Origin of the sequence: Mesorhizobium sp. PAMC28654, from assembly GCF_020616515.1 — a bacterium.
Lineage (GTDB): Bacteria > Pseudomonadota > Alphaproteobacteria > Rhizobiales > Rhizobiaceae > Mesorhizobium.
The window spans coordinates 1,731,333-1,756,088 of sequence record NZ_CP085135.1; the positions used below are offsets into that span (position 1 = coordinate 1,731,333).

A 24,756-nucleotide genomic window follows, 5' to 3' on the forward strand; every position below is an offset into this window, starting at 1 on the left:
ACGTCTCCTCCCGGCACACCCCGTCCGGTCAACTCATGCTGATGGCAGGTCTCCTGGCTCACGGGTCGTTGCGCCATCCTGCCTTCCCAGCCTTGCCGGCCAGTGGCATTTCGGATTTTGCTCGCCGCTTACAGTTGCGGGGGCAGCCACGGCCTCGATCCAAGCGGACCTCACCGTGTTCCCTTTTCACCCCTTGCCTTTCGGCGCGGGGACCATCACTCCCTCACCGTAGTTTTCCCCCGAGCCCACCGCAATGAATTTTTTGATGAACCGCACCAGTCAGTGCGTCCTTTCGGTAATGTAATATCATTACTAAGAAGATATTGCTTGCAGGTCAACCCTTTGGGGCCTGATGAATTCGACCAGCAGCACAAGGCTCGTGTGCCGCTGTCGGCTCTGGACGGCCGGATCACGTAGCGAGATCGCTTCGGTTTTGCGCGCTGCGCAATTTCGATCAAACTGGTCGTGAAGCCGAGCGTCACAATGAATGGCCGCGTCAATTGCGAGGAGATGCATGAACCCGACCGAGAGAGCATTGTGGTTCGTCGAAAGCCATCTGCCGGAACCGATCACGCTCGATGATGTCGCCGAGAGGAGCGGTGTATCGCGCTTTCACGTAACGCGCGCTTTCGGTGCAGCGACAGGCCGTTCGGTGATGGGCTACGTGCGCGCGCGTCGGCTGACAGAGGCGGCGCGCAAACTTGCCGCCGGAGCTCCAGACATTCTCTCGGTCGCGCTCGACGCCGGCTACAACTCGCATGAGGCGTTCACCCGCGCCTTCCGCGACCAGTTCGGCACCACGCCGGAACTGGTTCGCGCGCGCGGCAACCTCAAGAACCTCGATCTCGTGGAGCCGATCCTGATGGACCAGTCTTTCATCCCCAGTCTCGAACCGCCGCGCTTCGAAACCAGCCGTGCCTTTCTGATCGCGGGTCTCGGCGAACGCTACAACTGCGAGACCAGCGCCGCCATTCCGATGCAATGGCAACGATTCGGGCCCTATATCGGCAACATTCCCGGTGAAACCGGCGACATCGCCTATGGCGTCTGTGTCAACGGCGATGACGCCGGCAATTTCGACTATATCGCCGGGGTCGAGGTGTCCGATTTTTCCGACCTGCCCAAGGAGCTTTCGCGCGTGCGGGTGCCGGCTCAGAAATATGCTGTCTTTGCCCATCGCGAGCACATCTCGACCATCCGCCGGACGGTCAATACGATCTGGAACAAATGGCTACCGGCTTCAGGTCATGAAATCGCCGACGCACCCGAGTTCGAGCGCTATGGCAGGGAATTCGATCCGCGCAGCGGTAATGGCGGGCTGGAAATCTGGATACCGGTGAAGGGGTAAAGCTACGCAAATCGTGTTTCGGCTGTATTGGCCGAAACACGATGTAACGCTGGAACGGCACACCTTTTTGCCGCTCCAATATCCGTTTCGGCAACCTCGCTTTGGGGGCAACCTCTTGCGATTGCCGCGATGCCTGCACTTCGTGGAGAGCGTGTCCGGCGTTATCTGGATTGCCGGATGAGAGCCTCAAACCCATCGGCCAGATGCGAGGCACCTGCCGCAAACGTCTTCGCGAGCTTCCTGGGACGGCCGGGCGTGTTGTTCGCATCCAGAAGGACCGCCCTGCCCTCATGCACCACGAAATCGAACTTGCCGTAGTCGAAGCCGAGTTCCTGTCGCAACGCACGCAATTCCTGGGGCACGGTCACGGGTTCGCGACGAATTGTTTCGGATGCCTTGACCAGGCGATTGGGCGATACATAGCGGAAGCAGCGCTCATGGTCGCCGCAAAACACCCAGAACCGCGCGGCGAAACCGTCCGGTTCTATTTCTGGAATGAACTTTTCCACGACCAGATCGTCACGGTCAAAGACATCATCGGGAATGTCACCGACCGCTTCATAGATGTCATAGGCCTCCAAGGTCGACACATCAGGAAACGGCCGAGGCTTTCCTGCACGTTCCGATTGCCGGTTCAGAAATGCTTCCGGAATGCCTCTGTTATTGAGATTGCTCTTGACGATGACCGGACCTTGCCAGCCGTCGTCCTTCTTCAGCAGCGCTCCACTGACCCGCCGCTTGGAGATGTCGGCCGCCTCGACATTGAGGCAGAACGGGAATCTTGAAGCGTAGTCGACATAGACCTCGGGTGTTACCGTCGCATCGACATGCAGCACGGCAATGTCGGCGGCATGGGAGTGCGAAACGCCCTGCTGAACGCGAATAGAATGACCCCTCCTTTTCAACTCAGAAAGAATATCGAAAAGTAGATATGGGCTTGTCATACGCAGGAATGAATCTCTCTTGCCGAGAAATTTATCGTGCTCGTGCGTTATGACAACAACTCGTGCCATCATCGACCTCTTGGCATGATTATCGAGTTCCATTAAGCAGCTACGGATATGAGAATCCAGAGTTCTTTCATCCAAGCGGATTTATGACCAATCACTGGGATAATTACCACCGGCACTGGATGCTTCTTGAAGCACCGCTCCGGCCCACGCCCGAAACTGTCGACATATTCGAGCTTGAACTTGATCTGGACGGCGCTGATGTCCTCCTTCTAGGGGTAACTCCCGAACTGGCGGCTCTCGGGCGATCTTTGCTGGCAGTCGACCAATCCGCGGCGATGATTTCCGGTGTCTGGGCCGGCAATAATCCCTCTCGGAGGACGGCAATCGGAAACTGGCTCAATCTGCCTCTTGGCCCGGCGAGTACGGACGCGGTTATTAGCGACGGTTGCTTGTCGGTCGTCGATTCCAGAGAAGCCCGCAATGCCCTCCTTGCCGAGGTGGCGAGGGTGCTGAAACCCGGCGGCCGGGCGGCGATCCGCATCTTCGCCAGCCCGGAAACGGCCGAGGATCTGTCCACTGTCCAGGACTTGGCAATGTCAGGCGGCGTCGAGAATTTTCATGCGCTCAAATGGCGAATTGCAATGGCGTGCACGAGTGGCGGCTGCGACCACGCCATCGGTGTGCAAGCGATCCGCGACACGTTCGACGCTCTCTTCCCAGATCGGGAGGCTTTATCCGCACGAACCGGTTGGAGCATGGCGTCGATCAATACGATCGATGTCTATGCCGGCTCCAGCCTCAGATACAGCTTTGCAAGACAGAGCATGCTGATCAACGAGGCGGGCACCCATTTCAACGAGGTCCGCATCGTGTCGAGCGGTCGCTATCCTCTGGCCGAACGATGCCCCCTGCTCGTGCTTGGATCGCCCAAAGCCCTCTCGATAAATGGTCCGGCTTAATCGGATCAATCTCGCCTTCTGTGCATATGCGCGCCTTGACTCTGGCAGGTCGCGGGCCTATCTCACCGGCACGTTAGCACTCGCCATTGGTGAGTGCTAACCACAAGTCCGGCGCCGCTGGACAGAGGAACTGTTCTCACCGTTCTCATCGAGGAAGAAAAAATGGCAAAGTCGAAGTTCCGCCCGCTTCATGACCGCGTGGTCGTTCGCCGGGTCGAATCCGAATCCAAGACCGCCGGCGGGATCATCATCCCCGATACGGCAAAGGAAAAGCCGCAAGAAGGCGAAATCATCGCTGTCGGCTCCGGCGCTCGTGACGAAGCTGGCAAGCTGGTCCCGCTGGACGTCAAGGCCGGCGACCGCATCCTGTTCGGCAAGTGGTCGGGCACCGAAGTCAAGCTCAATGGTGAAGACCTTCTGATCATGAAGGAATCCGACATCATGGGCATCATCGGCTGAATATCGGCCTCACCGTCAACTGAATTTCGGGCTTGATCCCAAGCCCCTGCCAGGAGCTGAAAATGGCTGCTAAAGACGTAAAATTCTCCCGTGACGCCCGCGAGCGCATGCTGCGCGGTGTCAACATCCTCGCCGACGCGGTGAAGGTCACGCTCGGCCCCAAGGGCCGCAACGTCGTCATCGACAAGTCGTTCGGCGCCCCGCGCATCACCAAGGACGGCGTCACCGTCGCCAAGGAAATCGAGCTTGAGGACAAGTTCGAGAACATGGGCGCGCAGATGGTCCGCGAAGTTGCTTCGAAGACCAACGACATCGCCGGCGACGGCACCACGACCGCGACCGTTCTGGCGCAGTCGATCGTCCAGGAAGGCCACAAGGCGGTTGCCGCCGGCATGAACCCGATGGACCTCAAGCGCGGCATCGATCTGGCCGTCACCGAAGTCGTCGCGGCTCTCGGCAAGGCTGCCAAGAAGATCAAGACCTCCGAGGAAGTTGCCCAGGTCGGCACGATCTCGGCCAATGGCGACGAGTCGGTCGGCAAGATGATCGCGGAAGCGATGCAGAAGGTCGGCAACGAAGGCGTCATCACCGTTGAGGAAGCCAAGACCGCCGAGACCGAACTCGAAGTCGTCGAAGGCATGCAGTTCGACCGCGGCTATCTCTCGCCCTACTTCGTCACCAACGCAGACAAGATGGTTGCCGAGCTCGAGGACGTATACATCCTCCTCCACGAGAAGAAGCTCTCCAACCTGCAGGCCATGCTGCCGGTCCTCGAAGCCGTCGTGCAGACCTCGAAGCCGCTGCTCATCATCTCGGAAGACGTCGAAGGCGAGGCTCTGGCCACGCTGGTCGTCAACAAGCTGCGCGGTGGCCTGAAGATCGCCGCCGTCAAGGCGCCGGGCTTCGGTGATCGCCGCAAGGCCATGCTGGAAGACATCGCTATCCTCACCGGTGGCCAGGTCATTTCCGAAGACCTCGGCATCAAGCTCGAGAATGTTGGCCTCAACATGCTCGGCCGCGCCAAGAAGGTGTCGATCTCCAAGGAGAACACCACCATCGTCGACGGCGCCGGCAAGAAGGCCGAGATCCAGGGCCGTGTTGCCCAGATCAAGCAGCAGATCGAAGAGACCACGTCGGACTACGACAAGGAAAAGCTGCAGGAACGTCTGGCGAAGCTCGCCGGCGGCGTTGCGGTGATCCGTGTCGGCGGCGCGACGGAAATCGAAGTCAAGGAAAAGAAGGACCGCGTCGATGACGCCCTCAACGCGACCCGCGCGGCCGTGGAAGAAGGCATTGTCGCTGGCGGTGGCGTTGCCCTGCTGCGCGCTTCGGCCAACATCAAGGTCACCGGCGTCAACGCCGACCAGGCCGCTGGCATCAACATCGTGCGCCGCGCACTGCAGGCTCCGGCCCGCCAGATCGCTGCGAACGCCGGTGCGGAAGCATCGATCGTTGCCGGCAAGATCCTTGAGAACAAGGGCGCGACGTTCGGCTACAACGCCCAGACCGGCGAATATGGCGACATGATCGCCATGGGTATCGTCGATCCGGTCAAGGTCGTGCGTACGGCTCTCCAGGACGCGGCCTCGGTCGCCGGCCTGCTCGTCACCACCGAAGCCATGATTGCCGAAGCTCCGAAGAAGGACTCGGCTGGCGGCGGCATGCCTGGCGGCATGGGCGGCGGCGGCATGGGCGGCATGGGCGGCATGGACTTCTAAGAAGTCCATAAAGCACGCCCATGAACTGACATTGCTCAAGCCCGCAAGCGGGCTTGAGTGGCGGCATGGATTTCTAATCCAGCCAACTGGCTAGCTTACGGAAGGGCGGCAGCGATGCCGCCCTTTTTGTTATGTTGGTACCCACCGCGCCAACAGAGCAAATCCCGGCTTTAAGCAACCATTAAGCATCAATCGCCAAATTCGGTTTCCGCCTGCGGCAAGTGCAGCAGGCAATCGATCGCGGTTATCTTGAACAACGCAGGCCACTTATGCAGTCACGGATCAGTGGGCGGCTTGCTGTTCAGGCTTTTACCAACAAAATCAGTGTTCGCATCGAGCCCTCGCCCCGACAGGCGAAATATGTCGCGAAAGCCGATTTTTAACAAATGCGCGCTTACTAAAGGAGCAGTTCACGCCAAGGTTGCGTCGGAGTGCATCGTTTTGTCCATCAAGGCAGACATCGTCCGGATTTTCGGCAGGTTCGCGGGTAACCGCGACGGCAACGTGCTCATCATCTCGGCGCTGGTGATGCCGGTGCTGATCGGCATGGCCGCGCTGGTGACGGAATATGGCAGCGCCCTGGTCCAGCAGGCCCAAAACCAGCGTGTCGCCGACCTCTCGGCCTATGCGGGCGCGCTCGCCTACAACACGACGAAGTCAACGGACCAGATGACGGCGGCCGCGGTGAACGTCGCCGCTCTCAACGGTGTCCCGGCAGCAAGCGTCACGGCATCGCTCATAGCCTCACCCAAAACCACCGGCGTCAACGCCGTCACGGTCTCGATCAGCACGCAGCAGAACCTGCTGCTGGCACGCGTGCTGCAGAGCCGCCAGCAATTGCAGATCTCGTCGAATTCGGTTGTCGAGGTCGGTGCTCAGCCACAGACCCCTGGCTGTGTTCTGGCGCTCGACGGTACTCAGACCGGCGTGACGCTGAGCGGTGGCACCACCATCACGGCACCCAAATGCACGGTCTCGTCCAACAGCACCGTCACGGTCCCATGTGGCACCTACATCTCAGCGATCGGCGTCAACTATAATTCCGCGACCGCGCCTAGCCAGCCTTGCGGTGGCATCACTGGCCCGAACGGCACCGCTGCGGTGATCGCCAAGAAGTCGACAGCCGATCCATTTGCCGGCAACGCCGCTGTAACCACGGCTGTCGCCCGCATCGCATCCGTCACGGCACTTTCGGCGACCACGCCACCGACGGCGCCAACCAATACGACCGGCGGCGACCTGACCTTCGGATGGGGTACAGCCACTAATAGCCAAGCGGTCGCGATCGGCTGCACGGCAACTTTTTCAAGTTCGAGTTCAACCTGGACGCTCGACTGCACCGGCAAGACCACGGTGAACATCGGCAATATAACGATTGCCGGTGGCATCAATCTCAACTTCGCCACCAACGGCGCGGCCACGACGACATACAACATCGCCGGAGACCTGACGACAAGCGCCACCACGAACTTCGGCCCTGGCATCTACAACTTCGCCAAGACGCTCAACACAGCCGGCACCACGACTTTCGGTGCCGGCACTTACAATATCGGCAAGCTGTTGACCACCACCGGAACTACGAGTTTCGGAGCCGGCACGTTCAACCTGACCAAGGGCTTGGCCGCCGCCAGCACCACCACCTTCGGTGCCGGAACTTTCAAAATCGGGATGAGCGACAACGCCTGCAACGGCGGAGGACGCGTGAGCGTGTGCAACGGCGGTGGCGGCAATCTGACATTTGGGGGGCCAAGTGTCTTTGAGCTGCCCGGAGGCTATAGCAATCAAGGTGGTGCGACGGTGACTTTCGGGTCGGGAACCGCCAACAGCTTCAAGATCGGGCCCGGCAGCAATGGTGACGCGATAACGCTTGCCGGTGGAGCCACGGCCATCATGGCGGATGCCACGAGCGGCAACGGCGTCTTCCAGGTCGTCGGCAACGTGAATGCTGGTGGCGGCGGCAGTTGCTTCGTCATCAGCGCGGCCGCGCAGCACGACATTTCTGGAAACTTCATGGCCTCCGGTGCGGTTCTGATGGGCGCCGGTGTCTATACGGTTGATGGCTATTTCACCCTGGGCGCCAATGGCGGTGGCAGCGCCAACTGTGGCGGCAGTTCGATCAGTGTCAGCGGTACAAACGTCACATTGGTACTGTCGGGAAAAACCAAGGCCACTTCAGGAAGCTGCAACGGCTATGTCTTCTGCATCGCGTCGGGCTATAGCAACATCGTGCTGACAGCACCACAAACGGGTGCGACGGCGAAACTGGCCGTGGTCGGGCCGACGTCGACGACCAATACAGGTGGCGCAACACTCACCCAGGGCGGTTCCAACGCACAGATTTCCGGCGCGTTCTATTTCCCCTATGGCCCGATCACCCTGAGCGGAGGGGCCAGCATGGGCTCGACAACCGATACGACCAAATGCCTGCAGATCATTGGCTCGAGCATCACCCTGTCAGGTGGCACCGCCGCGACTTCGGAATGTATCGCCGCTTCGGGGGCAACCGCCAGCAGCAAAGTGAGCCTGATCCAGTGAAGACGAGATTTGCCTTCGACCTCCGCCTGACAGGCGCTTTGCGGCGTTCCTCCTTCGCGCGCTTCCTGTGGCATGAGACAACCGGCGTTTCGGCTGTCGAGTTTGCGCTGGTCAGCCCGATATTGCTGCTCATTCTCGCAGGAACAGTCGATATCGGTGGTTCGCTGAAAGCAAAATTCGAATTGAGCACGGCGGTTTCCGCCGGCTCCAACTATGCCTTGCTCAACGGCGCCAACGTCAGTTCCGCCGGCGGCAGTGCGCTGGCCAACAACATCGTCGCCGTGACCGCAAGCGGGCTCAGCGGCAATGGCGGCAACGTCCAGGTCGTCATCAACAACGGCGCATCGACGTCCCTCAACGCCAGCACTTCCGTCACGACCCAAAGCGGAACAGCCTCAAATGCCGACCTGTGCTATTGTCCGACCAGTTCAGGAGGCGCCCTGACTTGGGGATCCTCGGTGACCTGCGGCAGCATCTGCAGCGGGGGCGGAATGGCCGGAAAGTTCGTGACGATCTCCGCAAGCAAGCCCTACTCACCGTTGTTCGGCGGCCTTGACGTCGTCCAGGGAGGCAACATTACCGTCCAGTCGGTCATACAACCACAATGAGGCGGCTCAAGTCGTTCTTGCTGGACATATCGGGTGCCAACGCCGTCGAGTTCGCGTTGCTTTCGGTGCCGCTTCTACTGGTGCTGACGGGCACCATCGAGTTCGGCCGGATGTACTGGGCGCAGCACGTACTCGAACAGACCGCCACGGCGGGTGCGCGCTGCGTCGGCGTTCTCCTGCCCGGGTGCACCCAGAACGGCGTCTACAATGCCGCAAACACGGTGGCCTATATCAGTGGCATCGCCGCAACCGACGGCATCGCGCTGGCCAGCACGAACATCACCGTCAACAACAACACCAGTTGCTCGGGCCTCTCCGGCTTTTCAACCGTCCAGATATCCTACACATTCTCGACCGCGCTGCCGAACTTCCTCACGTCCCTGGCGAACGGCCCCAATCTCAGCGCGCAGGCCTGCTTTCCCAACCAAGGCGCGTAGACCTGCCTTCCCGCATGCTGGTGCAGCCGGATAGCCCTACCTATCCGCCAAAGTAAGCTTTGCATCTGTCGCATCGACGCCCCGCGTCAGCCGTCCCGTGCCCAGCACAGCGCTTTCAATCAATGCAGCGACTTCGTCCGCAACCGCCAGTATCGGCGCTCGGTCGCGCGTGGCGCGCGCGATGACCATCAGCCCCTCAAGCGATGACTCGACAAGCACCGCCAGCGCGAGCGCGCGTCGCTCGGGCACCCCTGCCTTGACGAAAGACGCCTGCAGAAGGCCGATCCATTCCTGAAACGCTGATCGGCAAAGATCGGCCAATTCCGGCACATCCGCCGGCGCATCAAGGACCACGGGAGCGATCGGACAGCCAAGCGTGAACTCGTTCTCCTCCAGCATGCGTCCAATGGCCTGATAGATATGGTGCACAGCGACCGCCGGATCAGCCTCGGCGGCGAGCGCCTCGCCTAGCCTTTGGGTCACCTTTTCAACGCTGTCGCGCGTTACCTCGACGACGAGCTGATCCTTTCCACCCGGGAAGTGAAAATACAGCGACCCTCTCGGCGCGCCGCTGGCGCTCAAGATGTCGTTGAGCGACGTGCCGTGATAGCCGCGCCGCCTCAGCAGCAGCGCCGTGGTCTCGAGCATTCGGGTGCGAGTGTCCTTTGCCATGTCAACCTCTGTCAGGAGCTTCCATTATAGGCATTGCACCGAATATGACAATCGGTCTACATAATATGCAGATCGGTCTACATATTGGAGATACCAACATGCTGAGATATCGCCTTGAAGGATCGGGCGGGATTGAACACCTGGTGATGCGCGAAGAAGAGCAGCCTGCCCCGAAACCAGACGAGATCGTCGTACGCATCCGCGCCACCTCCCTCAACCGTCGGGATACGATGATCGTCAATGGCACCTATCCGCTCACGCCGCGCAAAGGCGTGGTTCCGTTGAGCGACGGCTCCGGCGAAATTGTCGCCATCGGCGATGCCGTCGCCCGCTTTGCCATCGGCGACCGCGTGACAGGCAGCTATTTCGCACGCTGGATCGAAGGCCAGATCAACGCCCAACTCATCGATCAGCTGGGCTGCACGCTGGATGGCATGCTGAGCGAATACGCGGTTCTCGACGAGCAATGGGCGGCAAAACTGCCCGATCACCTCAGCTGGCATGAAGCCGCGACGCTCAGCTGTGCCGGGGTGACCGCCTGGAACGCCCTCACGGGCGCCAAGCCACTGAGACCCGGACAATGGGTGCTGGTAATCGGCACCGGCGGCGTGTCGCTCTTTGCGCTCCAGTTCGCCAAGATGCTGGGCTGCCGGGTTGTCGCTGTCACCTCGCGCGCCGAAAAGGAAGAGAGATTGCGGGCGCTTGGCGCCGACCATGTCGTCATCAGCTCGGAGACGCCCAAGTGGGGCGCCCTGGTGCGCGAATTGACAGGCGGCATCGATCTGGTCGTCGAGACCGGCGGGCCCGCAAGTTTCGAACAGTCACTGACTGCAAGCACGCTTTACGGCCACATCGTGCTGCTCACTCTGCAAGACTCGAAAGGCGGATCGATCCAACTGCCGGCAGCGCTCTATCAGCGCAGCCTCGCCACCATTAGCCGCCTCTTCGTCGGTAACAGGACCAATCTCGAAGCCATGCTGCGCGCCGTCGGCACGCATCGGCTGTCGCCCGTCGTCGACAAAGTCTTCCCTTTCACCGAGGCCCGCGAAGCCTATCGCTATTTCGAACAGAGCGATCTGTTCGGCAAGGTGATCATCGACGGCGCCGTCCCCACCGAACAGTGAAATGAGGAGATAGCATCATGAACATTCTTGCAGGCGACCAATCCAGCCAGACGGCCGAGATCATGCGTCGGTTCAATGACGTATTCCAGTTGCACGATCCGTCAGCGCTGCCCGGCCTGATCGCCGAGGACTGTGTGATTGAAAACACGACGCCAGCGCCAGACGGCGCCCGCCATGTCGGCCGACAGGCCTACGTTGGGCTTTGGTCGGCGATCGCCACCCAGCCCGACACGCGCTTCGACCTTGAAGAGACATTTATCGCCGGTGAACGGGCGACGGTCCGCTGGCGCTACTTCATGGCCGACGGCAATTCCGTGCGCGGCGTCAATCTCATGCGCGTCGAGCACGGGCTCATCGTCGAGGCGATGGGATACGTGAAAGGATAACTTCCGACGATCTCACCGATCCGTCAGCGCCAGCTTGGCGCCAAGCATGACGAAGGCGCCGGCGAAGGTGCGACGCATCCAGGTCATCACCATCGGCCTCGACACGACATGGCTGCGGATTGAAGCAGCGAAGATGCCGTAGCCGACGAAAACGACGAAGGTCAAAAGCATGAAAACGCTGCTGAGCTCCAGCATCTTCGACAGCGCGTGCGGCTCCGTGGTGCTGACGAATTGCGGCAGGAAGGCGAAGAAGAAGATCGACAGCTTCGGATTGAGAATGTTGATCAGGATGCCGGAGGTGATCACCTTGCCGGCCGAGCGCGGAGCGACGTCCTGGTCGACGCTCAGGCCGCCCTTCTCTTTCAGCGTGTTCCAGGCCATGTAGAGCAGATAGGCAACACCCAGATATTTCAGCGTCTCGAAGGCCACCGCGCTGGTGTGCAGCAATGCCGCAAGACCGGTGATAGCGGCTGCCATATGCGGGATGATGCCGAGCGTACAGCCGAAGGCGGCGATGATGCTGGCGCGGGCGCCGCGCGAAAGGCCGGCGCTCAGCGTGTAGAGGACGCCGGTGCCGGGCGAAGCCACGACGATCAGCGACGTCAACAGAAATTCAATGCTCACGACGGTCCTCCGAAGCTTTGGCCCTGCCCGCACGGAGCGTAGCTAGCGAAGGAGGCGCGCACAAGCGGCACAAACCGTCAACGAAGCAGTATCACAGAGTTGGCAGCCGGTGGGCGTGACGTGCCATCAGGCAATCGTCGTCGCCGGGCATGCAGGCGCGGCAGACATCGGGACGGACTTCGTAGATGCCGCAAGCTGTCACTTTGCCAACCTCGCCCGTCAGTGCGGAACAGCGCACGCCGTCACAACGCATCCCGGATTCATTGGCCGCCACATATTTCGCGGGGATCAGATCAAGCTGCGCATCATCCTCGGTGGAGAAGCGCGGCCATTCCGATGAATAGGAACAGCATGCGCCACAGGTCTGGCAGTCAAAGACGGCCACGACCGGCAACCGCGACGATGGCGCGGTGGGATCGCCATGCGGCAAGGAGGTTATCTCTTCTTCCTTGTCTTGCTCTTCGGAGACTCAGCCGACGAAAGGAACAGGTCGGTCGCGCCTTCCGTGGAGCCATCCGCCGGCTTCGGCGTCACAGCCGGCTTCTTCACGTCAGCGGCTGCCTTGGCAGGCTTCGTGGCCGCAGCCGAGGCTGCCGGCTGATCTTTGGCGGAAAACTTGATGGCCATGTCAATCCTCGTCAGCGAAACGCGATGATGGTGCGCGTGGATTGCGAAGGCGGCCGATCAGCGCCGACACCGCGGTGATATTCATTTCCTCGGGCGACCAGTTCTTGACCGCCTCGATGTGATGGGGAGCCAATTCGCGATGCGTGCTGCCACTATAGGCGGCGTCCTGGTGGGTAGTGCGCTCGTGGGTCTTGGCATCCTCGCGAACATATTCGATCAGATAATTCGGGCATTCGGCGCGACCGCGCACGCCCATCCGTACCTGGGCGTCACCATGTGCCCGCTTGCAGCGCTCAAGTTTTTCGAGCACCCGCCGGACATATTCGATCGGCTTGTCGAGACCGTCGATAACGTCGGCGATGGTCGAGTCGGCGGCGATCGCCTTTTGGGGCACGCGCTTGGTGGCCATCAGCGTTTACCCACTCGTTTCGGCGAAGCCGCGAGCGCGACGGCCGCTGCCATCTCTTCGGCTTCCTTTTCAAGACGCAATTCGCGCAGCCTTGCGGTCTTCGCCTCCCGAGCCTCACTGACGGCATCCCGTTCGGAAATGATGCGGCCGAGAGACATGGACTGAGTCTGGGTCTTGCTGAAGAGCGATTCGGCGCGATCGCCGGATACCTTCAAAGGTGCGGTCAAAATCTTTCTCCCGTTCGGAGCCTGACGCCGAAAAATGGCAAGGCCGGTATTTCGGCCAGGACCATGCACAAAGCAATACGGCATCCCGGTTCTAATTGCTGGCCAATTCAGATTCCTGGCCAATTTTCAGATTTTCTGGCCAATTTTCAGATTTCTGGAATGTCCTTAGCATGTCGGCGCGGACGCGCGGCGCTCTTTCGGCAATCGGAGTGCAAAAATGGAAAAGGCCAGGCATTGCCTGACCTTCCGCCGAAGTGCCGCGTCTTTAGAGGCGCGGCCCGAAATCCGCCATTACCGGTGCCAGTACATCCGTGGTCACCGGAAGGCTGAATTCCGTTTTTCAGGCCGCCTTCAACTGATCGGCGGACATCTTGCCCGACTTGTTGTCGCGGACCATCTCGTAGCCGAGCTTCTGACCCTCGACGATGTCGCGCATTCCGGCGCGCTCTACGGCCGAGATGTGGACAAAACGTCGGCCGAGCCGTCGTCAGGCTGAATAAAACCAAAACCCTTGGTGGCGTTGAACCATTTAACTGTGCCGGTGCTCATAAACGAACCCTTTCCATGGCAAATATTCGTTCGCCGTCGCGCGACTGCGCAACAACGTTCGTCTCGATTTTTGATGGGGGAAGTTCGTCAAAGGCGCGCCTGGATGCGCGGATAACAAAAGTCAGTCAAACAAATATCGACGATTTATTTATAGGCCGCTTTTGGCATGATGTCAATTCTTGTTCTGCCAGGCACGGCATGTCGCTCGTGGAACGGGCCTAGGCCGCTATCTTTTCCAGATGGAGAAGCGCACGCCGCAGCGCCTCGAAGCAGGATGGATCGAGCGCGGAGCCGACATCGCCGGCCATGATCTCAAGGGCCTTGGACACCGGCATTGCCGCGCGATAGGGTCGCTCCGCCGTCAGCGCGTCGAAGATGTCAGCAGTGGTGACGATACGCGTATCAAGGTCGATCGCATCGCCTTTCAGCCCTCGTGGATACCCCTTCCCGTCCAGCCGCTCATGATGCGAGCCCGCGATTCGGGAGAGTTCCTGGAATGCGCCAATGCGCGACAAGATAATCTCGCCAAGCGCGGGATGGTGGCGCACCGCCGCCCACTCGGCTTCATCCAGACGGTCGGGCTTGTCGAGGATCTGATTGGAAACGCCGAGCTTGCCGATGTCGTGCAGCAGCGCGGCACGTTTCAGGCGACGGCGGCGCTGTTCGTCGAGCCCGATCTCCTCGGCAATCATGTCGGTGAACAACGCCACGCGCTCGCTGTGGCCATTGGTGAAAGGCGACTTGGCATCGACAACCTTGGCGAAGGCGGCGGCGACGTCGTCCAGATAGTCGTCGTCGATCGGCAGGTGCTCGTCGGATGGCGAGAGGTCGATCACGGCCAGCGAAAGTTCAGGCGAGTCGAGCATGGTCCAGAAATTTGGGGCGGCGGCCGCACGTTCGCAGGCGGCGACAAGTCGGGGCTCGAACCACGTGCCGGAACGTGCCTGCAACTCGGCCAGCGCGCCATGCGGACCGGCGCTGGCATAGAAAACGTCGGCGATCTGGGCGATCAGTGCGATCCGTGCCTGAAGCGAAATCGCCTCCCCCTTCAATCCGGCCGGATGGCCGCCACCGTTCCAGTGCTCGTCCAGATCCATGACACCTCGAGCCACTGGTCCGGGAAACCGCATCTGCCGGACGATTTCGGCGCCGGTCTGGCAACGCGTCTGGAAAAGCTCGTTGACGATCGTGCCGCCATTCATGGCGATGTTCAGCAGCGCCCTGAAGCGCTCGGCCAGTTTCGCCTTCATGCCCGTCCGCGACAGAACGAAGCGCAGGATCTGCGGCAGGCTGTCATTGACAAGGTGGAAGTCGTGCTTGAGGGCAATATCGTCGGCCAGATAAAGCCGGCAGATGCGTGCCGCGTTGCTGCTGCAGCCGACATCCTTCAGCAGAAGCGTATAGTAGAGGTGTGAAAGTTCCTCGGGCGAGAGCCCCGCCTCACGGCCGATGTGAAAGCCGATCCAGCACGAACGGACACAATGTCCGGTTGGATGGCCTTCGCTGATGTCGAGCGCATAGCTGAGCGCGCTGACCAGCTCGGAAAGCCCAACGCCTTGAACCGGCGACTTCTCCTTGCAAGACCGCATGACGCTCTGCCACCCCTGACGCGGGGATAGAGAAGCACACCGGCCTTTAACGTTTCGTTCCACTTATGGGTGTGTCCGGTTGTTGTCGTTCGTTCGCGATGCGACTGCGGGGCAACAACCGTTTTCGTCCGCGTCTCTCGTTCAGCGCTCCTGATCCGTCGGCCTGATGACGATCTCGTTGACGTTGACGCGGGCGGGCTGGCTCACGGCGTAGAGGATGGCTGCGGCAACGTCCTCCGCGGTCAGTGCCTCCATGGTGGCAAGCCGCTGGTCCAATCCAGCCTTCGATGCGGCGTTGGTGATGTGGTCGCCGAGTTCCGTGCGTACCAGCCCGGGCTCGATCACTGTAACGCGGACCTTGTCGACATAGACCTCGCGCCTGAGCGATTCCGAAAACCCGACGACGCCGAACTTGGTTGCCGCATAGCCGCTGGCGCCGGGGTTGGCGACGCGACCAGCGATCGACGAGACATTGACGACATGCCCCTTGGCCGCCTTCAGATACGGCAATGCGGCCTTTGTGACACCCATCAGCGCAAGCAGATTGAGCTCGATCATGCGTCGCCAGTCATCGAGAACAGCGTCCGCCGCCGGCGACAGAAGCATGATGCCGGCATTGTTGACGAGAATGTCCAGCTGGCCCCATTCACCGATCACCTGGCCAACCATACGACTGATGTCGTCGGCTCTGGTCACGTCGGCCTCGATGCGAAGCGCAGCACCGCCGGCCTTTTCGATGCGCCCAGCCAGCGCCTCGAGACGATCGGCGCGGCGGGCAGCGATCGCCACCCTGGCGCCGCCGGCCGCCAGAGCCAAGGCGGTAGCCTCGCCTATGCCCGACGAGGCGCCGGTGATGAGCGCGACCTTGCCCGCAAGCGCGGAAGAACCAGATGCCATTGCGAAATCTCCAGATCGAGCCGTGCGACGTTCCGATTAGATAGGCCGCGCGAGGCGAAGTGGAAGCCCGCCTCGCAAGGCATTATTCGTCCGGGCCGGGTTCTGGCCACGTCTCACGGGCGGCTTGCTCATACCAATGTTGCATCGCCGGCGTGGCCAGCATGGCATCGACGTAGGCGCGGGTATCCGGCGCCAACGTGCCGCCATAGGTGTCGAAACGCGTGACGACTGGCGCGTACATTGCGTCAGCGGCGGTGAAATGACCAAACAGGAAGAGGCCGCTCTTGCCGTGCTTTTCGCGACACTCGCGCCACAATGCCTCGATACGGACGCGTTGCGCCTCGCCTTCCGTATCGAGCGGCTTGTGGCTCCTTGGTCGCCGCAAATTCATCGGCCAGCCATAGCGGAGTTCGCGAAAGCCCGAATGCATTTCCGTTGCGGCCGAGCGCGCCAGCGCCCGGGCGCCGATATCCGCCGGCCAAAGTTTTTTGTCGGGAAAAAGGTCGGCGAGATATTCAAGGATGGCAAGGGTTTCCCAGATGATCCTGCCGTTATGATTCAAGACGGGCACCTGGCCGGTCGGTGACACCGCGGCCAGGTTGGCGGCGGTCTCTGGCGTGCGAAGGCGTACGAAGCCTTCCTCGAACGGGATGCCCAGTTGCTTCATCGCCACCCATGGCCTGAGCGACCATGACGAAAAACACTTGTTGCCGATGTAAAGCGTGAACTCAGCCACTGTCTCTCCTTATGCCGATACTCAAGGTCTCGCTCGTAGCCTATCCTGCCCAACTGAGGGCCGAAAGCCATACTGTAGTGCCGGCAACTGGCGTGCCGACCGTGGAACCTAAGTCGCGAATGCCCGTTTGTTCTCGCGGATGAAAACTCCAGGAGATGCGGAATTGGTGAACAAGGATCAGGTTGCGGGCATGGCCAAGCAGATCAAGGGATCTGTCAAACAGGCCGCGGGCAAGGCCACCGGCAACAAGCGCACACAAGTTGAAGGCATGGCCGACAAGGTCGCTGGCAAGGTGCAGAAAGCCTATGGCGATGTGAAAGACAAGGTCAGGAAGGCGTTCTGATCCTGCGACAACATCTGACGGGTCAAAAGAAGGCGGCACACGATGCCGCCTTCTTCACGTGCGCCAGCTCTTGCGGAAGGCGTTGGTGAAATTCACTTCGCCATGATCGTCGCTCGCTTCACCGAGAACCAGGTCCATGCCGTCGCCGGTGATCCGCGCCAGCGCGAAGCCCCCCAGATAGGCAGCCTTCGGTTTGAACAGGTCAAGCCCGTCGCGGCTGTAGACCATCGGCGTCTCGTGCTGATGGCCATGGAAGATGCCGACCACGTTGTAGCCCTTCAGCGCCACCAGCAGCGCCTGTCTGTCGGCTTCGCCCCACCAATGCGGTGAGCCTGCGCCGTCATCGTCAAAGGTGCTTTTGGCCGGATCCCACCGCTCCGTCGAAAAAGTGTCCCATCCGTAATGCTGAAAGAGCACGACCGGTCGGCCGTCCGCGGCGTAGGTCGCCAGATCCTGCTTGAGCCAGGGCAGAGCACTGGTGGCGCCGTGACCGGTATCCCCGGCAAAACGATGCGTCTGAACGAGATGCAGGCCGCCCCAATCCCAGGAATAGCAGTCGGTGTCGACATCATAGCTGGTGGCGGGCACCGGCGGCTTGAAGAACACGCCCGCCCGGTGATTGACCTCGACATAGTCGCGCATTTCACGCCGGTACCAATCCACATGCGGCGGCGGGCCATTCTGATCGAGGTCATGATTGCCGAGCCCGACATAGACAGGCAGATGCACGCGGTCGGGACCAACGCCCTCCTGGTAACGCTGGCTGAACTGAAGAAGCTGCGTGCCCTCGCTGGGCTGCGTGATCTGGCCGCCGCCGTCGTCGGTCATGTCACCGCCGACGATAAGACCGCGCGGGGTGCCGATGCGACTGCCCGCCGAGCGCAGCTCCGTCGCCACGCCATTGATCTCGGCAGGCCATTCCTTCTCGCCAATGTTGTTCAGCGCGGCGATGTTGCGCAGCAAGGCGGCGTCGGTCTTGCCTTCCTGCAGGCAATTCGGGCTAAGGCCACCCGCCATGCGACAGGCATGAACGTCGCATACAAACAGGAAGGTGGCGTCGACATTGGGAATCTTCGCGCCGGCCTGTGCAAAGGCGGGTCGCGCGACAAGACCCGTGGCCGCAAGCCCTGCGGCCTGCTGCAGGAAACCACGTCTGGAAAACAATTTTGACGACAAGCGATTCATCTCCGAAATTCAGCACGAGAGGCACCCGGCCGTCCAGTTCCCACACTGCGCGAGACAGCACCAGCGGGGCCGGCTCCCAAGCCATCGACAACATGTCGCAGGTCTGCCATCCCTAGGAACACGAACATTCATTCTGTGATGTGGTGGGGAATCCATGAAGACTGCGGCTATACATGGAATACTGACGGTTCTGCTGTCGGCTGGTGGCGCGCACGCCGCTCAATGCGTCGACGCCAAATCCGCCAAGGAGGGTTTCGTCCTTGAGCGGCCTGGCATTCACAGCGAATTCCGACCGGTGGCCGGCGGAATGATTTCTGTCGCCAACAAATACGAATCCCAGTCGCCGCAGACGCAATTCCTGTTTGGCGGGCTGATCGAGGTGTTTCGAGACAGTAGCACCGGCCAAATGGCGATGATCCCGCTGTCCGATGTGCGCAAGCTGTTTCCGCTGAAGGCTGGAGCGAAAAGCAAGACGCTCTTTGTCCGCCTGGCGCCGAACAAGCAGCCCAAGGGCACCGAAACGGTGGAGATCGTCGTCAAGGGCAAGGAAACGTTCAGCCTGGGTGACTGCAAGTACAATGTCCTGACCGTCAAGGAAACGATCACGAACGAGGCCGGCGAAACGCTCGATCAATATACGGCGCTCTACGCGCCCGACCTGCAGGCGGTGCTGGGCAAGCGTTACGACGAGGGCACCAAGGCGGAAAGCGTGGTGGGCTACGAGACCATCAAGCGGCTGTCCGAATAGGCTCGCTGTTCACATCGTCCTCAGTGCCGCAAGGCAGTCGCGCAGCACGCCGGCATCTTGCGCCGTCTTGGCCATGGACATGGCCCCGGAATAGGTAGCCACGGTGAACACCGCAAAGCGCTGGGGATCGGTGCCTTGCTCCCTGCCCGCCTGCTGGTCGGCCGTGATCTTGTCGGCGATCGCCTGGCGCCATGCCGAGAAGATGCCAGCCAAAGCCGTACGGAAATCCGGATCGGCAAGCGATAATTCGTGCGCCAGATTGTTGAGTGGGCAGCCACGCACAAAACCCTGCCGTTCCAGTTCCGCCGCCACCGCCTCAAACACCATCCGCACGCCTTCGCGCGCCGAGGCCGCCGCCAGCACCGGCGCGATCCAGGTCTGTTCCACCGCCGCGGCCACACGTTCTTCGATCACCGCCATCGCCAGCGCCTTCTTGGTCGGGAAATGATGATGCAATGCACCGCCGGTCACGCCCGCGGCCGTCATCAGGTCGCCAAGGCTGGAGGCGTGGTAGCCCCGCGCCTGGAACGCCCCCTCGGCGACATCGAGCACCTTTTTGCGCATGCCGTGGGGGTCGTTGATGCGCTTTCTCGGCTGCCATTTCGGCTGGGCGACAATCTCTCCTGACATCGTCGCAAGATAGCAGATTGACAAAACAGGACAACCGGTCTGCTTTACAAACAGGACGACCAACCTGTTTTGGAGACCACTCAATGAACGTTCCGCCGAAAGCCAGCCTGTCCGCCTCGCCGGTCGTCGAACTCAGGCAATACACACTGAAGCTCGGCCAGCGTGAAACTCTGATTGACCTCTTCGACAGCAAGCTGATCGATGGCCAGGAAAAGGCAGGCATGACCATTATCGGCCAGTTCCGTGATCTCGATCGCCCTGACATGTTCGTATGGCTGCGCGGCTTCGACAGCATGGAGGCGAGGAAAAATGCTCTGACCTGTTTCTATGATGGGCCGGTCTGGGCCGCGCACCGCGATGCCGCCAATGCCACGATGATCGATTCCGACAATGTGCTTCTGCTCAAGCCGGCATGGCCGGGGGCTGCATTCGACCTTTCCGGACTGCAGCGAAATGGCACACCGCATCCGGAAAAATCAAATGGAGGCAACCGTTTGACCGACCTGGTTGCCATTCGGATTCATCACTTGCGGTCCGGTACCGAGGCCGAATTCGCCAGGCACTTCGAAATCGTCGCCGCTCAGTTGTTAGGGGCGCTCGGCGCGCGCGTGCTCGGCGCCTTCGTGACTGAACATGCCGAAAACAGTTTTCCTCGCTTGCCCGTGCGGGCCGATGAAAACGTCTTCATAACCTTCACAAGCTTCAACAGCGCTGACGCCCATGCCCTTCATGAAGGATCTCTCTCCACTTCGTCCAAATGGCACCAGTTCCAGCAAGCGGTGGAAGCAGACCTTGCCAGGCCTTCTGAAACCCTGCGCCTGTCGCCAACCTCGCAATCGCAACTCGGGTCAGAGAGCACTTGCTTAATCAGCCACGACTAGAGTGCGGACACAATCGGACAAAGCTGATGCCTCCCTGGTTCATCGCACTGGTCTTTACCTTGCTCGGCATTATTGCAGCATGGGCCATCCGGAATTCATTGTCGTCGGGCATGGCCGGTAATGGTCCCTACCGTTTCGATGTCAACACCAACCCGCTCGGCTTCGCCGCCGTGATTGCCGGCAAGGCCTTCGTCATCGTCTTCGCCATTGCGGAAATCCTGCATGCACTTGGCCTGACCGGCGATCCCGGGCTGATGCTACATGCGTTGTTCGGCTGAAGATTTCAGCGAGGCGGTCGGGGATCGGGTCCATGCGTGAGGTTTGCGGCCTCACATGCCCATGATAGCTGAGCACGTCGGCTGGATTATTATTGCACACGCTCTTTCTTCCGGAGGTCGGCCTCAAATTTTCGCCAGTGGTAGCATGTCTTTCCAGCAGACGTGCCCATGTCCGCCGAACGTCTGCCGAGTTTCATACCCTCGGATAGCCGGGCGGCTTGACCCCGTCGCCGACATGCGGTGCCTTCCCTCTGTTTGATGCCAAGCGCATGAACAGATGTGAGGTATGAACGATGAGGCTTCGCGGCAAGCGGGCGTTGATCACCGGCGGTTCAGATGGAATCGGACTGGCGATCGCCGGGGTTTTTCTGCGCGAGGGCGCCGATATATTGATTGTCGGCCGCGACGCCAAAAAGCTCGGGGGCGCCCGCGAAGGGCTGACAGTAGCGAACAAAGGCGGCGCCAATATCGAGACGCTATCGGCGGACCTTGCCACATCCGAAGGCATCGACGTCGTGGTCGGGCAAGTGGAAAATCCGGCCAGCCACTCGATATCCTCGTCAACAATGCCGGCGTGGCCTTCCTTGTGCCGTTCGACACCGTCACCGAGGCCCAGTTCGCGCAGTCCTTCGCGCTGAACGTCACGGCGGTGTTCTTCCTCACCCAGCGCCTGTTGCCGCATCTGGCCTCGAACGCTTCCGTCATCAACATCTCGTCCTATTTCGCCAACAAGATGATCCCCAAGCGACCGTCGAGCCTCTATTCACTATCGAAGGGTGCGCTGAATTCTCTGACCAAGTCGTTGGCTTTCGAACTCGGCCCGCGCGGCATCCGCGTGAATGCCATCGCGCCAGGGACGATCGACACCGCGATGCGGCGCAAGACGATCGAAAACCTGCCCGAGACAGCACAGCAAGAGCTGGCTGCGTATGTCGGGCGCAGCTATCCGCTGGGCCGGATCGGCCGCACCGACGACCTTGGCGGCATCGCCGTCTATCTGGCGAGTGAGGAAGCCGCATGGACCAGTGGCGGCATTTTTGCTGTGGATGGCGGCTACACGGCCGGGTGAGAAGCAGGGGCCACCCCTTCAACCGATTTGCATCGTTCCCACATGCATTCTCTGCTTGAAGCCATTTGTGCAACGCGATACGCCCTTGCCGACTTCGACAAGGAGAGACCCTCGTGAGCGCTGAGAAGACCAGAATCGAAACCGACACGTTCGGCCCCATCGAGGTCGCCGCCGACCGCTACTGGGGCGCGCAGGCACAGCGTTCGCTGGGCAATTTCAAGATTGGCTGGGAAAAACAGCCGAACTCGATCGTGCGCGCGCTGGGCATCGTCAAGCGCGCCGCCACCGAAGCCAATATGGAGCTGAAGCGGCTCGACCCGGCGATCGGCAAGACGATCATCGAGGCGGCACAAGAGGTCATCGACGGCAAGCTCAACGATCATTTCCCGCTGGTCGTCTGGCAGACCGGCTCGGGCACGCAGTCCAACATGAACGCCAACGAGGTGATCTCGAACCGGGCGATCGAGATGCTGGGCGGCGTCATGGGCTCGAAGAAACCCGTGCATCCCAACGACCACGTCAACATGAGCCAGTCGTCGAACGACACCTATCCGACGGCCATGCACATCGCCTGCGCCGAGCGCATCGTGCATGACCTGTTGCCGGCGCTGAAACACCTGCACAAGGCGCTCGCTGCCAAGAGCAGAGAGTTCAACCACATCATCAAGATCGGCCGCACGCACACGCAGGATGCGACCCCGTTGACGCTGGGCCAGGAATTCTCCGGCTATGCGGCGCAGGTCGCCTCGTCGATCAAGCGCATCGAACTGACGCTGCCGGGCCTGCAGGAACTGGCGCAGGGCGGCACCGCCGTCGGCACCGGCCTCAATGCGCCGGTCGGCTTCGCAGAGCGGGTGGCCGATCGCATTGCCGCCATCACCGGCATCGCCTTCGTCACCGCGCCGAACAAGTTCGAGGCGCTCGCCGCGCACGATGCCATGGTGTTCTCGCACGGCGCCATCAATGCCTGCGCCGGGGCCCTGTTCAAGGTCGCCAACGACATCCGTTTCCTCGGCTCCGGCCCGCGTTCAGGCCTCGGCGAACTGTCACTGCCGGAAAACGAACCGGGTTCGTCGATCATGCCCGGCAAGGTCAACCCGACGCAGTGCGAGGCGATGACCCAAGTCTGTGTGCAGGTGTTCGGGAACAATGCCGCCGTCACCTTCGCCGGCAGCCAGGGCCATTTCGAACTCAATGTCTACAACCCGCTGATGGCCTACAATTTCCTCCAGTCGGTGCAGTTGCTCTCCGATGCTTCGGTCTCCTTCACCGACAATTGCGTCGTCGGCATCGAGGCGCGGGAAGACAACATCAAGGCAGCGCTCGACCGCTCGCTGATGCTGGTGACGGCGCTGGCGCCGACCATCGGCTACGACAACGCGGCCAAGATCGCCAAGACCGCGCACAAGAACGGCACCACCCTGCGCGAGGAGGCTCTGGCCACCGGGCTGGTCAGTGAGGCTGATTACAACCGGTTGGTGCGGCCGGAAGACATGACGCATCCGGGGTAGCGCAATCCCGAGAAAGCCGGCGACGGTTTTCCGGCTGGATTTGCGTTCGTAGAAATACATGGGGGGTCGGCGATATTGCATCGAACGCCCCATGTCATTTTTTGGTGGTAGAATTTCCTCGCCTCGCCATGCGAAGCAACAAGAATTTGGCGCTCGTTCGGCGATCACGGGAATGGACCGCCTGTGAACAATGTGTCGCCGTATCTGCGGCTTTGGTGAACAGTCGACATCGTTTATCTGATTGGTCATCAAACCCATTCGGAGCACCATCATGTCCATCAACACTTCCATCGCCGGCGCCGGCACCGCATCCAACAGCTCTGTCACGATCCTGCTGGGCCGCATCCTGCTTTCCGTGATCTTCCTGCTTTCCGGCTTCGGCAAGCTCACCGCCATTTCCGGCACCGCGGCCTATTTCGGTGGCCTCGGCCTGCCCATCCCGACCGTAACGGCGGTTGTCGTCGGCCTGATCGAACTGCTCGGTGGCCTCGCCGTCCTCGCCGGTTTCCAGACCAGGTCCGCCGCATGGGTGCTCGCGGTCTTCACCGTCGCCACAGGGCTGGTCGCGCACACCGGCTGGGCCGACCAGATGCAGATGATCCAGTTCCTCAAGAACCTCGGCATTGCCGGCGGTTTCCTGCTGCTGGCTTCGTCGGGTGCCGGCGCCTATTCGATCGACGCCAAGCGCGGCTGAAGCAAATCCTTCATTCAAAAGGGGCGCGGAATTTTCCGCGCCCCTTTTTCGTTGTCCATGCATGTGTCCCGGCCCACCGTTTCCTGCCAAGATCGCAACATTGGAATGGGCAGCAGGGGCCAGCCGGCCCGCGCGACAATGGAGGTGACCATGCCCCGCAACGTGGTGCTTTTGCTTTCCCGATTGCTATTCGCCGCCCTGTTCATTCCTTCCGGCTTCCACGCGCTATCCGACATTCCCGGCACGACAAGCTATTTCGCGGGCCTCGGCCTGCCGCTGCCGATGCTCGCTGCCTGGGGAACGGGGCTGTTCGAGTTGATCGCCGGGCTGCTCATTCTCGTCGGCCTCAAGACGTCGATCGCGGCATTGCTGCTCGCCGCGTTCTGCATCGTGGCTGGCTTCATCGGCCATTATGGCCAAGGCGGCGACGACCCGATGCTAACTTTCCTGCATTCGCAGATGCTGATGAAAGACATCGCCACCGCCGGCGGCTTTCTGGCACTGGCGATGGCAGGGGCTGGAGCCTTTTCGATCGACGGCCGCGGTTCGACCTGAGCCCG

General features: G+C 60.9%; 30 protein-coding genes, 1 pseudogene and 1 riboswitch. Of the genes and pseudogenes, 18 read left to right on the top strand and 13 right to left on the bottom strand.

Features of this window, described 5'->3' with window-relative positions:
- Positions 1-25: 25 nt before the first annotated feature.
- Positions 26-232: riboswitch (cobalamin riboswitch) on the bottom strand.
- Positions 233-514: 282 nt separating this feature from the next.
- A complete protein-coding gene (locus LGH82_RS08835; protein WP_227348146.1) occupies positions 515-1,348 on the top strand; it encodes an AraC family transcriptional regulator in 834 nt (277 codons plus the stop codon).
- 161 nt (positions 1,349-1,509) lie between these two features.
- Here LGH82_RS08835 and LGH82_RS08840 read toward each other — a convergent pair whose 3' ends face one another.
- On the bottom strand, positions 1,510-2,394 hold the full coding sequence (locus tag LGH82_RS08840; RefSeq protein ID WP_227348147.1) for a hypothetical protein: 885 nt from the start codon (positions 2,392-2,394) through the stop codon (positions 1,510-1,512).
- Positions 2,395-2,444: 50 nt separating this feature from the next.
- On the opposite strand from LGH82_RS08840, the gene LGH82_RS08845 reads away from it, so the two are divergent.
- The 6 genes from LGH82_RS08845 (at position 2,445) to LGH82_RS08870 (ending at position 9,017) form a co-directional block, all read left to right on the top strand.
- The gene (locus LGH82_RS08845; RefSeq protein ID WP_227348148.1) at positions 2,445-3,260 is read left to right on the top strand and encodes a class I SAM-dependent methyltransferase; all 816 of its coding nucleotides are present in this window, start codon (positions 2,445-2,447) and stop codon (positions 3,258-3,260) included.
- A 162-nt stretch (positions 3,261-3,422) separates the two neighbouring features.
- The gene (groES, locus tag LGH82_RS08850; protein WP_006203049.1) at positions 3,423-3,719 is read left to right on the top strand and encodes a co-chaperone GroES; all 297 of its coding nucleotides are present in this window, start codon (positions 3,423-3,425) and stop codon (positions 3,717-3,719) included.
- Positions 3,720-3,781: 62 nt separating this feature from the next.
- The gene (gene groL, locus LGH82_RS08855) at positions 3,782-5,437 is read left to right on the top strand and encodes a chaperonin GroEL (protein ID WP_227348149.1); all 1,656 of its coding nucleotides are present in this window, start codon (positions 3,782-3,784) and stop codon (positions 5,435-5,437) included.
- A 360-nt stretch (positions 5,438-5,797) separates the two neighbouring features.
- A complete protein-coding gene (locus LGH82_RS08860) occupies positions 5,798-7,972 on the top strand; it encodes a TadE/TadG family type IV pilus assembly protein (RefSeq protein ID WP_227348150.1) in 2,175 nt (724 codons plus the stop codon).
- Positions 7,969-8,580: a TadE/TadG family type IV pilus assembly protein gene (locus LGH82_RS08865; protein WP_227348151.1), complete on the top strand. Its 612-nt coding sequence runs from the start codon at positions 7,969-7,971 to the stop codon at positions 8,578-8,580. Before LGH82_RS08860 ends, LGH82_RS08865 begins: the two co-directional genes overlap by 4 nt.
- Entirely contained in the window at positions 8,577-9,017 is a 441-nt protein-coding gene (locus LGH82_RS08870; protein WP_227348152.1) for a TadE/TadG family type IV pilus assembly protein, read from the top strand. The genes LGH82_RS08865 and LGH82_RS08870 overlap by 4 nt, the downstream gene beginning before the upstream one ends.
- A 36-nt stretch (positions 9,018-9,053) precedes the next feature.
- Here LGH82_RS08870 and LGH82_RS08875 read toward each other — a convergent pair whose 3' ends face one another.
- Positions 9,054-9,689 carry a TetR/AcrR family transcriptional regulator gene (locus LGH82_RS08875; protein WP_227348153.1) on the bottom strand — a complete coding sequence of 212 codons (636 nt, stop codon included), beginning with the start codon at positions 9,687-9,689 and terminating at the stop codon, positions 9,054-9,056.
- Positions 9,690-9,787: 98 nt separating this feature from the next.
- Here LGH82_RS08875 and LGH82_RS08880 point away from each other — a divergent pair, with 98 nt between their 5' ends.
- Both LGH82_RS08880 and LGH82_RS08885 read left to right on the top strand, forming a co-directional pair.
- Positions 9,788-10,813 (top strand): zinc-dependent alcohol dehydrogenase family protein, encoded by a 1,026-nt coding sequence (locus tag LGH82_RS08880; protein ID WP_227348154.1) that lies wholly within the window; start codon positions 9,788-9,790, stop codon positions 10,811-10,813.
- A gap of 17 nt (positions 10,814-10,830) precedes the next feature.
- Positions 10,831-11,199, top strand: a complete 369-nt coding sequence (locus LGH82_RS08885; protein WP_227348155.1) for a nuclear transport factor 2 family protein — start codon at positions 10,831-10,833, stop codon at positions 11,197-11,199.
- 12 nt (positions 11,200-11,211) lie between these two features.
- Here LGH82_RS08885 and LGH82_RS08890 read toward each other — a convergent pair whose 3' ends face one another.
- The 9 genes and pseudogenes from LGH82_RS08890 to LGH82_RS08930 all read right to left on the bottom strand — a co-directional run bounded on the left by LGH82_RS08890 (position 11,212) and on the right by LGH82_RS08930 (position 16,857).
- Positions 11,212-11,823: a LysE family translocator gene (locus LGH82_RS08890; protein WP_227348156.1), complete on the bottom strand. Its 612-nt coding sequence runs from the start codon at positions 11,821-11,823 to the stop codon at positions 11,212-11,214.
- A gap of 91 nt (positions 11,824-11,914) precedes the next feature.
- Positions 11,915-12,253 carry a YkgJ family cysteine cluster protein gene (locus tag LGH82_RS08895; RefSeq protein ID WP_227348157.1) on the bottom strand — a complete coding sequence of 113 codons (339 nt, stop codon included), beginning with the start codon at positions 12,251-12,253 and terminating at the stop codon, positions 11,915-11,917.
- A 5-nt stretch (positions 12,254-12,258) separates the two neighbouring features.
- Complete coding sequence (locus tag LGH82_RS08900; protein ID WP_227348158.1) at positions 12,259-12,450, bottom strand: hypothetical protein; 192 nt, start codon at positions 12,448-12,450, stop codon at positions 12,259-12,261.
- 1 nt (position 12,451) lies between these two features.
- On the bottom strand, positions 12,452-12,859 hold the full coding sequence (locus tag LGH82_RS08905) for a hypothetical protein (protein WP_227348159.1): 408 nt from the start codon (positions 12,857-12,859) through the stop codon (positions 12,452-12,454).
- The gene (locus LGH82_RS08910; RefSeq protein WP_227348160.1) at positions 12,859-13,086 is read right to left on the bottom strand and encodes a hypothetical protein; all 228 of its coding nucleotides are present in this window, start codon (positions 13,084-13,086) and stop codon (positions 12,859-12,861) included. Before LGH82_RS08910 ends, LGH82_RS08905 begins: the two co-directional genes overlap by 1 nt.
- A 340-nt stretch (positions 13,087-13,426) precedes the next feature.
- Positions 13,427-13,635 (bottom strand): annotated as a pseudogene (locus LGH82_RS08915) (cold-shock protein).
- A 218-nt stretch (positions 13,636-13,853) separates the two neighbouring features.
- Positions 13,854-15,224 carry an HD-GYP domain-containing protein gene (locus LGH82_RS08920; RefSeq protein ID WP_227348161.1) on the bottom strand — a complete coding sequence of 457 codons (1,371 nt, stop codon included), beginning with the start codon at positions 15,222-15,224 and terminating at the stop codon, positions 13,854-13,856.
- Between the two features lie 141 nt (positions 15,225-15,365).
- Positions 15,366-16,121 (bottom strand): SDR family NAD(P)-dependent oxidoreductase, encoded by a 756-nt coding sequence (locus tag LGH82_RS08925; RefSeq protein ID WP_227348162.1) that lies wholly within the window; start codon positions 16,119-16,121, stop codon positions 15,366-15,368.
- Positions 16,122-16,203: 82 nt separating this feature from the next.
- The gene (locus LGH82_RS08930) at positions 16,204-16,857 is read right to left on the bottom strand and encodes a glutathione S-transferase family protein (RefSeq protein WP_227348163.1); all 654 of its coding nucleotides are present in this window, start codon (positions 16,855-16,857) and stop codon (positions 16,204-16,206) included.
- A 139-nt stretch (positions 16,858-16,996) separates the two neighbouring features.
- Between LGH82_RS08930 and LGH82_RS08935 the strand changes: the two genes are divergently transcribed.
- A complete protein-coding gene (locus LGH82_RS08935) occupies positions 16,997-17,200 on the top strand; it encodes a CsbD family protein (protein ID WP_227349525.1) in 204 nt (67 codons plus the stop codon).
- Between the two features lie 54 nt (positions 17,201-17,254).
- Here the strand turns inward: LGH82_RS08935 and LGH82_RS08940 are convergent, their stop codons facing one another.
- Complete coding sequence (locus LGH82_RS08940) at positions 17,255-18,385, bottom strand: metallophosphoesterase (RefSeq protein WP_227348164.1); 1,131 nt, start codon at positions 18,383-18,385, stop codon at positions 17,255-17,257.
- A gap of 154 nt (positions 18,386-18,539) precedes the next feature.
- On the opposite strand from LGH82_RS08940, the gene LGH82_RS08945 reads away from it, so the two are divergent.
- Positions 18,540-19,133, top strand: a complete 594-nt coding sequence (locus LGH82_RS08945) for a hypothetical protein (RefSeq protein ID WP_227348165.1) — start codon at positions 18,540-18,542, stop codon at positions 19,131-19,133.
- A 9-nt stretch (positions 19,134-19,142) separates the two neighbouring features.
- Here the strand turns inward: LGH82_RS08945 and LGH82_RS08950 are convergent, their stop codons facing one another.
- A complete protein-coding gene (locus LGH82_RS08950) occupies positions 19,143-19,697 on the bottom strand; it encodes a TetR/AcrR family transcriptional regulator (protein ID WP_227348166.1) in 555 nt (184 codons plus the stop codon).
- A 149-nt stretch (positions 19,698-19,846) separates the two neighbouring features.
- On the opposite strand from LGH82_RS08950, the gene LGH82_RS08955 reads away from it, so the two are divergent.
- The 7 genes from LGH82_RS08955 to LGH82_RS08980 all read left to right on the top strand — a co-directional run bounded on the left by LGH82_RS08955 (position 19,847) and on the right by LGH82_RS08980 (position 24,751).
- Positions 19,847-20,644, top strand: coding sequence for an NIPSNAP family protein (locus LGH82_RS08955; RefSeq protein WP_227348167.1), 798 nt, complete (start codon positions 19,847-19,849; stop codon positions 20,642-20,644).
- A gap of 26 nt (positions 20,645-20,670) precedes the next feature.
- Positions 20,671-20,922, top strand: a complete 252-nt coding sequence (locus LGH82_RS08960; protein WP_227348168.1) for a hypothetical protein — start codon at positions 20,671-20,673, stop codon at positions 20,920-20,922.
- A 293-nt stretch (positions 20,923-21,215) separates the two neighbouring features.
- A complete protein-coding gene (locus tag LGH82_RS33270; RefSeq protein WP_264484371.1) occupies positions 21,216-21,560 on the top strand; it encodes an SDR family NAD(P)-dependent oxidoreductase in 345 nt (114 codons plus the stop codon).
- Positions 21,497-21,991 (top strand): SDR family NAD(P)-dependent oxidoreductase, encoded by a 495-nt coding sequence (locus LGH82_RS33275; RefSeq protein WP_264484372.1) that lies wholly within the window; start codon positions 21,497-21,499, stop codon positions 21,989-21,991. Before LGH82_RS33270 ends, LGH82_RS33275 begins: the two co-directional genes overlap by 64 nt.
- Positions 21,992-22,104: 113 nt before the next feature.
- Positions 22,105-23,502 carry a class II fumarate hydratase gene (fumC, locus tag LGH82_RS08970; RefSeq protein ID WP_227348169.1) on the top strand — a complete coding sequence of 466 codons (1,398 nt, stop codon included), beginning with the start codon at positions 22,105-22,107 and terminating at the stop codon, positions 23,500-23,502.
- A gap of 271 nt (positions 23,503-23,773) precedes the next feature.
- Entirely contained in the window at positions 23,774-24,196 is a 423-nt protein-coding gene (locus tag LGH82_RS08975) for a DoxX family protein (RefSeq protein WP_227348170.1), read from the top strand.
- 150 nt (positions 24,197-24,346) lie between these two features.
- Positions 24,347-24,751 (top strand): DoxX family protein, encoded by a 405-nt coding sequence (locus tag LGH82_RS08980; RefSeq protein WP_227348171.1) that lies wholly within the window; start codon positions 24,347-24,349, stop codon positions 24,749-24,751.
- Positions 24,752-24,756: the final 5 nt, after the last annotated feature.

Coding starts and splice junctions, on each gene's coding strand:
- LGH82_RS08835 (WP_227348146.1), top strand. CDS start 515: ATGAACCCGACCGAGAGAGCATTGTGGTTCGTCGAAAGCCATCTGCCG.
- LGH82_RS08840 (WP_227348147.1), bottom strand. CDS start 2,394: ATGGAACTCGATAATCATGCCAAGAGGTCGATGATGGCACGAGTTGTT.
- LGH82_RS08845 (WP_227348148.1), top strand. CDS start 2,445: ATGACCAATCACTGGGATAATTACCACCGGCACTGGATGCTTCTTGAA.
- groES (WP_006203049.1), top strand. CDS start 3,423: ATGGCAAAGTCGAAGTTCCGCCCGCTTCATGACCGCGTGGTCGTTCGC.
- groL (WP_227348149.1), top strand. CDS start 3,782: ATGGCTGCTAAAGACGTAAAATTCTCCCGTGACGCCCGCGAGCGCATG.
- LGH82_RS08860 (WP_227348150.1), top strand. CDS start 5,798: ATGTCGCGAAAGCCGATTTTTAACAAATGCGCGCTTACTAAAGGAGCA.
- LGH82_RS08870 (WP_227348152.1), top strand. CDS start 8,577: ATGAGGCGGCTCAAGTCGTTCTTGCTGGACATATCGGGTGCCAACGCC.
- LGH82_RS08875 (WP_227348153.1), bottom strand. CDS start 9,689: ATGGCAAAGGACACTCGCACCCGAATGCTCGAGACCACGGCGCTGCTG.
- LGH82_RS08880 (WP_227348154.1), top strand. CDS start 9,788: ATGCTGAGATATCGCCTTGAAGGATCGGGCGGGATTGAACACCTGGTG.
- LGH82_RS08885 (WP_227348155.1), top strand. CDS start 10,831: ATGAACATTCTTGCAGGCGACCAATCCAGCCAGACGGCCGAGATCATG.
- LGH82_RS08900 (WP_227348158.1), bottom strand. CDS start 12,450: ATGGCCATCAAGTTTTCCGCCAAAGATCAGCCGGCAGCCTCGGCTGCG.
- LGH82_RS08905 (WP_227348159.1), bottom strand. CDS start 12,859: ATGGCCACCAAGCGCGTGCCCCAAAAGGCGATCGCCGCCGACTCGACC.
- LGH82_RS08920 (WP_227348161.1), bottom strand. CDS start 15,224: ATGCGGTCTTGCAAGGAGAAGTCGCCGGTTCAAGGCGTTGGGCTTTCC.
- LGH82_RS08925 (WP_227348162.1), bottom strand. CDS start 16,121: ATGGCATCTGGTTCTTCCGCGCTTGCGGGCAAGGTCGCGCTCATCACC.
- LGH82_RS08935 (WP_227349525.1), top strand. CDS start 16,997: ATGAAAACTCCAGGAGATGCGGAATTGGTGAACAAGGATCAGGTTGCG.
- LGH82_RS08940 (WP_227348164.1), bottom strand. CDS start 18,385: ATGAATCGCTTGTCGTCAAAATTGTTTTCCAGACGTGGTTTCCTGCAG.
- LGH82_RS08945 (WP_227348165.1), top strand. CDS start 18,540: ATGAAGACTGCGGCTATACATGGAATACTGACGGTTCTGCTGTCGGCT.
- LGH82_RS08950 (WP_227348166.1), bottom strand. CDS start 19,697: ATGCGCAAAAAGGTGCTCGATGTCGCCGAGGGGGCGTTCCAGGCGCGG.
- LGH82_RS08955 (WP_227348167.1), top strand. CDS start 19,847: ATGAACGTTCCGCCGAAAGCCAGCCTGTCCGCCTCGCCGGTCGTCGAA.
- LGH82_RS08960 (WP_227348168.1), top strand. CDS start 20,671: ATGCCTCCCTGGTTCATCGCACTGGTCTTTACCTTGCTCGGCATTATT.
- LGH82_RS33270 (WP_264484371.1), top strand. CDS start 21,216: ATGAGGCTTCGCGGCAAGCGGGCGTTGATCACCGGCGGTTCAGATGGA.
- LGH82_RS08975 (WP_227348170.1), top strand. CDS start 23,774: ATGTCCATCAACACTTCCATCGCCGGCGCCGGCACCGCATCCAACAGC.
- LGH82_RS08980 (WP_227348171.1), top strand. CDS start 24,347: ATGCCCCGCAACGTGGTGCTTTTGCTTTCCCGATTGCTATTCGCCGCC.